Annotated in this window: 2 protein-coding genes; both read right to left on the reverse strand. The window is 69.5% G+C overall.

The window, feature by feature from the left end; translation table 11 throughout:
- Positions 1–554, reverse strand: a 554-nt coding sequence (locus QTI17_RS34945) for an ATP-binding cassette domain-containing protein (protein WP_286538771.1), incomplete at its 3' end; no start/stop codon positions are given.
- Position 555: 1 nt separating this feature from the next.
- Positions 556–1,377 (reverse strand): ABC transporter permease (locus QTI17_RS34950; RefSeq protein WP_286538773.1); only part of this gene is annotated, 822 nt, incomplete at its 5' end.

Consider the following 1,377-nt stretch of genomic DNA (forward strand, 5'->3'; position numbering starts at 1 on the left):
CCGAGCGCCGCGGTCGGCTCGTCGAGGATCACGACGTGGCTCGCGAAGGCCGCCGCCCGCGCCACCGCCACGCACTGGCGCTGGCCGCCCGACAGCGTCTCGACCGCCTGCGTCATCGAGCGGATGCCCACCTTGAGGTCGTTCATGCGCGCGATGCTCTGCTCCAGCATCTTCTTCTTGTCGAGCATGCGCAGCACGTTGCCCAGGAAGCCCTCGCGCCGGATCTCGCGGCCCAGGAACAGGTTCTCGGCGATGGTCATCGCCGGCGCCACGGCCAGGTCCTGGTAGACCGTCTCGATGCCCTCGCGGCGGGCGTCGATGGGGGCCTTGAAGTGGATCGGCTTGCCGTCCAGCAGGATCTGGCCCTCGTCGGGCACCGTGGCGCCCGACAGGCACTTGATCAGCGAGGACTTGCCCGCGCCGTTGTCGCCGATCACGGCCAGGATCTCGCCGGCGCGCAGCTCGAAGTCGGCGCCGTCCAGCGCCGTGACCTGGCCGTAGCGCTTGATCAGGCCCTTGGCCTGCATCACGAGGGGTGCGGTGGTGGCGGTCATGTCAGCGGCCTCCCTTGCGCGAGAGTTGGTCGACGGTCACGGCGACGATCACCAGGATGCCGGTGATCAGCACCTGGTAGACCGACGACACGCCCATCAGCGTGAGGCCGTTGCGCAGCACGCCCACCACGATGGCGCCGACCAGCGAGCCGAGGATCATGCCGCGGCCGCCGAACAGGCTGGTGCCGCCCAGCACCACCGCGGTGATGGCGTCGAGGTTCTCGGTCTGGCCCGCGTTGGGGTCGCCGACGCCGGTGCGCGCCACCGACATCAGCGAGGCGATGCCGTAGAACACGCCGGCCAGCACGTAGACGCCCAGCAGCACGCGCTCGGGCGGGATGCCGACCAGCCGCGTGGCCTCCGGGTTGTTGCCGACCGCGTACACGTGCCGTCCGGCACCGGTCTCGCGCAGCCAGAACCACACGCCCAGGTAGAGCAGGATCATCAGCACGGTGCCGTAGGCGACGTTGGTGCCGCCCAGCGCGAAGGTGCTGCCGAACCAGGTCATCATCGGCGGCACCTCGGTCACGGTCTGCGCGCCCGAGTACAGCTGGGTGATCGCAAAGGCGATGTTGAAGGTGCCCAGCGTGACGATGAAGGGCGGCAGCTTGATGCGCGTCACCAGCAGGCCGTTGATGAGGCCGAAGCCGGCCGTGACCGCGATGCCGGCGAGGATCGCCAGCGGCGCGGGCAGCCCCATGTCGGCCGCCAGCTTGGTCATCACGATGCTGCCCAGCGCCATGATCATGCCGCACGACAGGTCGATGCCGGCCGTGAGGATGATCAGGGTCTGGCCGATCGCGATCACGCCGACCACCGTCAC

Source organism: Variovorax sp. J31P179 (genome assembly GCF_030316985.1).
In the GTDB taxonomy this organism is placed as follows: domain Bacteria; phylum Pseudomonadota; class Gammaproteobacteria; order Burkholderiales; family Burkholderiaceae_C; genus Variovorax; species Variovorax ginsengisoli_B.